The sequence below is a fragment of the Paenibacillus violae genome (assembly GCF_032461945.1).
Lineage (GTDB): Bacteria > Bacillota > Bacilli > Paenibacillales > NBRC-103111 > Paenibacillus_E > Paenibacillus_E violae.
Map to the genome: position 1 here is coordinate 237,751 of NZ_JAWCUD010000013.1, position 7,853 is coordinate 245,603.

The window sequence follows — 7,853 nt, forward strand, 5'->3', positions numbered from 1 at the left end:
AGATTTCAATATCATTGGGAGTTTGCTTTTAAAATGATTTGTAGAACGTGACAGTGTTGGATCTATTTTTAAGACGAAAGATACCCTCATCAGTTTGATGAGGGTAGACAACAAGATTAGGGTTAATTTATATCAGATTTACTTGGAGTAAGAAATGGATTTGTATTGAAGAAACTACATTCTTCATTTACCACACCAATGCAACTCCTCCCTGTACTCCTTCGGTCCCTTCCCATAAAACTTTTTGAAAGCCGTGCTAAAATAACTCGAGCTTGAGTATCCCACTAACGAAGCAATATCCGTTAGCTTTAACTCACTCTCTTCTAGCAATACCGCTGCTCTGTTCAATCGCAAGCGCGTGACATAATCACTAAAAGTTACCCCTGCACTTTGCTTAAACAGACCTGACAAGTACGTTTCATTCAGATGAAACATACCCGCTAGCGAGGCTAACGTGAGTTCGTAAGAAAAGTTCTTATCCACATAGTTGCGAATGGCTTCCATCATTTGCTGACCGCTCGAAAACCTTGTTTTACGTACTTCCTCCATAACTAATTTCGCCATTTCATGCAGTTGCTCGAGCACTTGCTCCCTAGAAGAGTAATCTCTTACGGTCATTTGGCAGTTCCATAGATAGCTCTGTAGAGACGTATCCCCTAACTCATATTTCTTCGCAATTGCATTGAACAAGAGAATAATACGCAAGGTCAAAAAGGTAAATACAAACATCGGCGTATCTCGATCACCGGAGAATATATGGTGTAGTTGATTAGTAAAGGCAGACATATCCAGATTTTCGATGGTTTGCATCAACTTTCTCTCCACCTCAGGTGAAAAGCTGTGCGTCATAGCGAGCATATTCCTTCCGGTTTCGGCCTTATCGGAATGAATTGTACCTTGGCTCCAGGCCAGCATGCTAGATGCGTAGCCATCTTTGAGCTGCCTCAAGCCATTTATGGGCTCACCGATTCCTAGCACGCTGTCCACTTTGAGGAAGCTTTGGATATCCCGTTTTAATTTACGCACGAAGTCAGCCAGGAAACGTTCATGCTCAGCATTTTGAACCAAAATGACAAAATGTATCATCGCTGGATGACTCATCGAATAGAAAGGATAGATGTGTTCCCATTTCTGAGCAGACTCCCGACAAAGCAAGTGAAAAGCTAAATAGAGCAAGTCTTTCCTCTCACTCCAATCGTCCAACCTCCCTGGAGGAATGCGCATCTCAATAGTGACAAACTGTGCATGAACGTCATCAAGAGCTAATGCGGATAACTGTAGCTGCTCCATCCGTTCCTTCATAGCAGAAACGTTAAACCATTCATCCTTCACCAGCTGCCAAATAAGCTGCTCTTGCATCAACCTCAGCTGTTGGTGATTTTTGATATCCTCTTGGTTCTGCTCCCGGATGCGATTGCGATCTTCTTCCAATTCTGTGGCTAGCTTGCCAAGAAGAACCGTTAGTTCACTGCGAACCACGGGTTTGAGCAGATAATCCTTCACACCCAGCTGAATCGCAGCCTTCATATATTCAAAATCCGAGTAACCCGAAAGCACGATGATGCGAAGCGCGGGGTACTTTTCCTTGCATGCGTTAACAAAAGCAATACCATCCATTTGCGGCATGCGCACATCGGTAATAATTACATCCGGCAACACGTGCTTCTCCAGAAGCTGCAGAGCTTCCAGCCCATCAGCTGCTTCCAAAGCGATTTCAAATCCGGCGGATAACCAATCTATTTTCGCTTTAATGCTGTTACGAACGCCGACCTCATCATCAATCAGCATGATTCTGTACATCTCGGTTGTCAGCTCCTTATCAGCGGCAGGATCAAATTCAGTTCCGTTCCTTCACCCAGCTTGGATTGCAGCTCGAATTGAAATAGTTCGCCATAGTTCAGTCGACATCGTGATAACACATTACGAAGCCCGATACTTTGCCCCTCGGTACTTAGAATCGCAACAGAATCAGCAGACTTGAGTTCATCGAGTAGATTTTGTACTAAGTCAGGGGACATGCCAATGCCATTATCCTTGACGGATATCAGCAATTTATCCTCTTTCAGCTTCGTCCTTAGGACAATCCGTGCCACGCCATGCTTCTCTAAGCTGTACTTCACCGCGTTTTCCACTAGGGGTTGAATGATAAATTTGGCGATTAAGAAATCAGCTGCCGCGGGATCTTCCTCTTTCACAACCTGTAAACGCTCCTCATGTCTCAAATGAAGGATAAATAGATAATCCCGGATATACGCCATTTCCTCAGCCACTCGAACCAAATCACTACCTAGATTGAGCGAATATCTCATCATTTTCCCCAAAGCTTCCGTCGCATCCATCACGAGGTCTTCCCGTCTCATAGCCGCCAGACCGCTAATGATTTCGAGCGTATTATTATAAAAATGCGGATTAATTTGCAGTAGCAGCGCCTTGTATTCCGCATTTTTCCTACGTAAATTCGTCTCGAACTCCGTCTCTATTAAATAGCGCAGCCGATGGGTCATCTGCTTGAACACAGCCGTCACATAATTGACTTCGCTATGCCCCTCGCCGGCATTCGGAATCACTTGAAGCGCCTGATGAAACTCTCCACGCTCTACATGCTTCATCGCCCTCCCCATCACACTTAGGGGTTTGGTTATACCTGCGGACAACCAAAAAGCCACCACTATCGCAACAACCAGCAACAAAATGGTAACGGCAAGCATTGTCTTTCGAATCTGAGTAATTTTTTCATACAATTCTGCTTCAGGCACACTTCCAATAATCGTCCAATTCTGAGCAGGCAGCTTGCGAAAGAAAAGCAGATTTGTCTCTCCCTTAACATCCATAGGAAAAATCCCACTCACATCGCCATCATATCGCACATCAATTTGCTGAAGTCCCATCTTGAGCATGTCCCTATCTTCGGACAGATTTTGATCCAATACACTGTTGCCATCGTGGGTCATCAAAACAACTTTTCCCGTCTTCCCTACATGGATCTTTTCAATGGCATTGCGAAGCAGGGTTGTAGGATAGTTCACTTTGATAAAGCCCATATTTTTAAGGGACTGTAGCTGCACAAGTGGAAAAATAAAGCTATTAATTAATCTCGCTCGCATAAATTCATCCGACTGATCGACATCCTTGTGTGCTGTCGTCCAACGTTTGTTTTCTGTTATAAACCCCTGAAACCACTCACTGTTCTTGTACGATATATCCTGTGTCCACACACCGCCTGTATCCTCAGCAAACGCACTAATGGATATCCCACTGGAGTTGTTCACCGCATAAGACGAGAAATACTCCCGCAATCGTTGCTTCGTAAGAACTCGTTCCTGAATCGTACTATCTGGATTTAAATGCACGGTCAACCACTCCTGAGTCGTTCGAGCGCTCACCACTTGATTGCCTGCATCCTCGACCTGCGTAAGTAGCGTCCCCACGTGTGAGGCAAACTGCTCAATGGTTTGAGAGGTTGAAGCTTCAATCGACGACTTGATCGTTTTGGTAGCTTCTTCACTAAGTATATAAGCCAATGTTGCAAAAGGGAGAAGCAGTAGAACCGAAAATACCGCCATCAAACGGCTCCTCAATGAGAAAAACATGATATCCCCCCGTTATATCTGAAATCTAATCATTTTATTTAAGTAATATCTACTTATCATATCTCTGGAGCGCCTAACCAAACAACGACAAAGAGACGATCACCGAAATGATTCGTCTCACTTATCTGGAGCTACTTACTTCTTCTGCTGTGCTAGGACATCTGCGTACGCTTTATCAATTGTCGTAACGGCCTCTGCAATGGACGCATCAATGTTTCTTTTGCCAATCGTGACATCTTCGAACATTTTGTTTACAGCATCCGACATTTGCGGGAAGATAGGCGTGATCGGACGCGGTCTACCATACTTTTGATTTTGAATAACAAAGATATTCTTCGGATACTCATTTAACTCTGGGAACGCCTTGGCAGATGAATAACGGGAAGGGATATCTTTCGTCATACCTGCATATGTCTTCTGACCCTCCTCACCAGTTACCCAATTAATGAATTTCCAAGCCTCATCTGGATGTTTGCTTTTACCAGAAATACCAAGTGCCCAGCTACCATTAGCCACTGCTTGTGTCGTTCCTTTTGGCAATGGAGCAATATCATAATCTTCACCTAGTTTGAAATTCGGGAATTTATCCTTTAGATTAGCCAGAGACCACGAGCCATCAATGGTAATCGCCAACTTGCCGTTAGGGAACGGATCAGGTGGATACTCCAGTGAAGATACTTTATCTTTGTTATACAAATCAGAGAAAAACTGAACAGCTTTTTTTGTTTGCGGGGAATCTAAGTAACCTTTGGATGTTTTACCGTCGGGACTCATAATTTCACCACCAAGCTGCCAAATGATTGGATACTTGAAGTACGCTGTAGCACCTGCGTTGCCAAAACCTTGCGCAGGATCAATACCAAAGATACCTTTCGCTGGGTCATTTACTTTCTTCGCTGCATCCAGAACTTGATCCCATGTCCATGGCTCATCTGGGTTCTTGGAAGGAAGCGGAATGCCTTTCGCTTGGAAAAGCTTTTTGTTATAGAACATCGCAATGGAAGACTCGGTCAGCGGTGCCATGTAGATTTCATTTTGATACGTGTATGTCGCAAGTGTTGATTTGGGAACATCGTCCATATTGCCATCTGCTTTGAAGTACGCGGTCAACGGTTTAAGTGCACCTGCGTTAGCATACGAACCCACCGTTGGTGCATCTAGCGCCATGATATCTGGCGGACTTCCTGAAGCGATGGATACGCGTAATTTTGTGTCATAATCCGAATAAGGAATCGGCGTCATTTCCACGGAAATATTCGGGTACTTTTGCATAAAAGAAGCCACTAATTTGTCGTAGGCCGCATTCTCTGTATCGTTACCTGAATTTCTCCAGAAGGTAAGCTTTACTTTCTCTTCTTTTTTCACAGCTGCATCTGTTTGCTTTGGTACTGAAGACGATGATGAGCTTGATTCACTTCCACTATTGCCTTGCGACGAACATCCCGCCAACAAACCGCCAACTATAATAGCGCTTACGACTGTTTGACTTAGTTTTTTCATATGTTATTGCCCCTTTCCATACTCTGTTGTTGTTCTTGTCACCATCTTATCAAAGTGAAAGGGACAATAAATTCAAAATGCTCTGCTTCTAACTTATAAAATTATCATGACTGGCGATGAAAGTAAAAGGAGCGTGAATCCCAGCGTAATTCAAAAACCCCAAAATAATATAAAAGCTAGCCCATAAAGATGCTGGACTAGCTCCCGAAACATGAATATTAATAGAGGACTAATAAAATGTCGCATTGTTGACTGGATACACCCTAAGATTATTCAGCGTCCGTTACCGCCGACACTATACAGCTCCAGCCCGACACTTGATAAATTCGGGAAAATTTGATCCGTTATTGCCGAACGCTTCTACGGAGGACAGATCCAGTTGGAACAGAACAAACAGCTTCTAACTTTTTAAGATTAATTATGATTTTCCCGCAGTTTGTACTTGTTTTTTTATTTTTCCTGGCCAGAAAGAAGCTTCCCCGAGCAAAATTGTAATCGATGGAACGAGGAACGTTCTCACAATAAACGTGTCCAGCAAAACACCGATGGCACAAATGACACCGAACTGAACAAGCACTTGAATTGGCAATGTAGCCAGAACGGCGAAGGTGCCTGCGAGAATCAGCCCGGCGGAGGTAATAACCGAGCTCGTCGTGCTAACGCCAAGACGACTCGCATCCTTCAGATTGAGACGGCCGCGCCCCTGCCAAATGCTGGAGACCATAAAAATGTTATAATCCTCCCCTAAGGCTACAAGGAAAACGAACGCATAGAGGGGAATTAATCCCTGAATGGCTGCTGTGTCCATGAAATAATGCAGGATCAGCCAACCTGCCCCCAATGCGGAGAAATACGATAATAAGACGGTAGCGACTAAATAGACCATTGCTACGATTGACCGTAAGTAAAAGAGAAGCAGCATGGCAATTACCGTGAGGACAACCGGAATCACGATCCGAGTATCACGTTCAACGACAGTTTTGGTGTCATACTGAGCAGCCGTCTCACCACCTACCCACACCTGTGGTGATTGCACGCCAGCTTCCGTAAGCAGCCTCTGCGCTGTCTCGCGAATCTCTGGTATACGGTCAATTGCACTCAAATCGTACGGATCTTGGTTGAAAATAAGCTCATACGACTTGATTTCCTCATCGTTCGAGCTGCTTTCCGGTTTGGATACGGATGCAATTTACGGAAGTGCGGCAAGAGCCTCTTCTACTCTCGCATCCTTTCCTTCCGTATGAACAATCACTTTCACTGGGGCAAGAGATCCTGGTGAAACGTTCTCGGATAGCAATGCAAATCCCTCACGGGATGGCATGCTGGAAGGAAACGACTCCAGAATGTTATATGTGAATTTGATTTGCGGAGCAAAAGCCGCCATCGCCACAAGTACAATTAAACTGAGGACAAGAACCCGCTTAGGCATCTCTGTCACTAAGCGGCCGAGCTTCTCGCTGAGCGCCCCTACAGATTTCTGCTCGCGGACCGGCTTTCCTCTGCGAGCTTCTTTCTCAGCGCGCATAACCGCAGTGAGCGGGATGAACGGAAAGAAAGATGTGCGGCCAATAATCGCAAGCAGTGCTGGCACGAGCGTCAAGCTCGCAAGCGCCATAATGAGAATCGCCACACTGAAAGGAATGGCGAAGCGGTGATTGGAGCCATACTGTGCGAACAGCAGACCCAGTAGCGATACGATGACCGTTAAGCCGCTCATGCCGATTGCGCCGGTAGAGCCGCCGAAGGATGTGCGCAAAGCTGTATATTTATCTTTTTCCTCAAGCAGCGCCGTACGGTATCTGGCAACAAAGAAGAGACAGTAGTCCGTTCCAGCGCCGAATAACAAGACCGTCATAATCGAGATCGCTTGCGCATCGATTGTAATCCAGCCTTGCTTAGCCAGAAAGCCTAGTATCGGCGAGATGATACCATAAGCGAAGCCTACGCCGATCAGCGGAATAATCGCAAGGATTGGGGAGCGGTACAACACGATGAGCAGCACCAGCACGAGCAGTACAGTCGCTAACAAGAGTGTTGGATGACAAATTGGTTTTGAAATGAATAAAGCCTGCAAACATATGGGTTTGCAGGCTTTTTCGTGAATATTAAACTGACAAATAAAGTTTTGAAATGGATTATGGGTCAAATTGTTTAGAATTACAAATTAGTTTTGAAATACATATGACAAATTAATAAAAATAGTGACACGTTGAACTAACGTGTCCCGTTAGTTCAATCAATTATTTTTAATAAAGTGGCAATACATTTCACTATATCACCAGAGTTTAGAATAATGTTTGTTTTAATTTGATTCTCAACTAACTCAACCTCTAAAGAATGAATATAAAATCCACTGCCCCATGGCTCCTTAATAGGCACATGGATATCACTTACTTGTTCAAATAAAAACTTTATATTTTGGGAAGGTATACTTCTTGTTGCGGCAGTCACCAAAATCAAGTTGACCTCTTTTTTGAAATAATTAATACAAATTTCACGCAGTTCACCATCGTGTAAATATATGTTCTCAATTCCTTTATAATTGTCCACTGTGTACGTTGTCATTTGTTACATCACCACACTTATTAGCTATTTTTTCAAATAATAACACAATATTTCCGTCACTGTTGAAGTAAACTCCCTCTATGGAGAAACGCTTTGCTCTTAAATACTCTCGTTTTCTCAGATTTAGACCATAATTGCTTTGCAACAGATAACTTTTCAGTGGAATTAAATTGTAGACAAAGAAATATATGGGTATGC

At 43.9% G+C, this 7,853-nt stretch carries 7 protein-coding genes; all 7 read right to left on the reverse strand.

The window, feature by feature from the left end:
- Positions 1-183 precede the first annotated feature (183 nt).
- On the reverse strand, positions 184-1,800 hold the full coding sequence (locus RQP52_RS30475; RefSeq protein ID WP_315955309.1) for a response regulator transcription factor: 1,617 nt from the start codon (positions 1,798-1,800) through the stop codon (positions 184-186).
- A gap of 8 nt (positions 1,801-1,808) precedes the next feature.
- Positions 1,809-3,563: a sensor histidine kinase gene (locus RQP52_RS30480; RefSeq protein ID WP_315955310.1), complete on the reverse strand. Its 1,755-nt coding sequence runs from the start codon at positions 3,561-3,563 to the stop codon at positions 1,809-1,811.
- Positions 3,564-3,725: 162 nt separating this feature from the next.
- Entirely contained in the window at positions 3,726-5,090 is a 1,365-nt protein-coding gene (locus tag RQP52_RS30485) for an ABC transporter substrate-binding protein (RefSeq protein WP_315955311.1), read from the reverse strand.
- A 418-nt stretch (positions 5,091-5,508) separates the two neighbouring features.
- Positions 5,509-6,279: an MMPL family transporter gene (locus RQP52_RS30490; RefSeq protein WP_379174900.1), complete on the reverse strand. Its 771-nt coding sequence runs from the start codon at positions 6,277-6,279 to the stop codon at positions 5,509-5,511.
- Positions 6,280-7,119, reverse strand: coding sequence for an MMPL family transporter (locus RQP52_RS30495; protein ID WP_315955313.1), 840 nt, complete (start codon positions 7,117-7,119; stop codon positions 6,280-6,282).
- A 203-nt stretch (positions 7,120-7,322) separates the two neighbouring features.
- Positions 7,323-7,640 (reverse strand): hypothetical protein, encoded by a 318-nt coding sequence (locus tag RQP52_RS30500; RefSeq protein ID WP_315955314.1) that lies wholly within the window; start codon positions 7,638-7,640, stop codon positions 7,323-7,325.
- On the reverse strand, positions 7,627-7,853 hold a 227-nt coding region (locus RQP52_RS30505; protein ID WP_315955315.1), incomplete at its 5' end, for a hypothetical protein. The genes RQP52_RS30505 and RQP52_RS30500, both read right to left, overlap by 14 nt.

Coding starts and splice junctions, on each gene's coding strand:
- RQP52_RS30475 (WP_315955309.1), bottom strand. CDS start 1,800: ATGTACAGAATCATGCTGATTGATGATGAGGTCGGCGTTCGTAACAGC.
- RQP52_RS30480 (WP_315955310.1), bottom strand. CDS start 3,563: ATGGCGGTATTTTCGGTTCTACTGCTTCTCCCTTTTGCAACATTGGCT.
- RQP52_RS30485 (WP_315955311.1), bottom strand. CDS start 5,090: ATGAAAAAACTAAGTCAAACAGTCGTAAGCGCTATTATAGTTGGCGGT.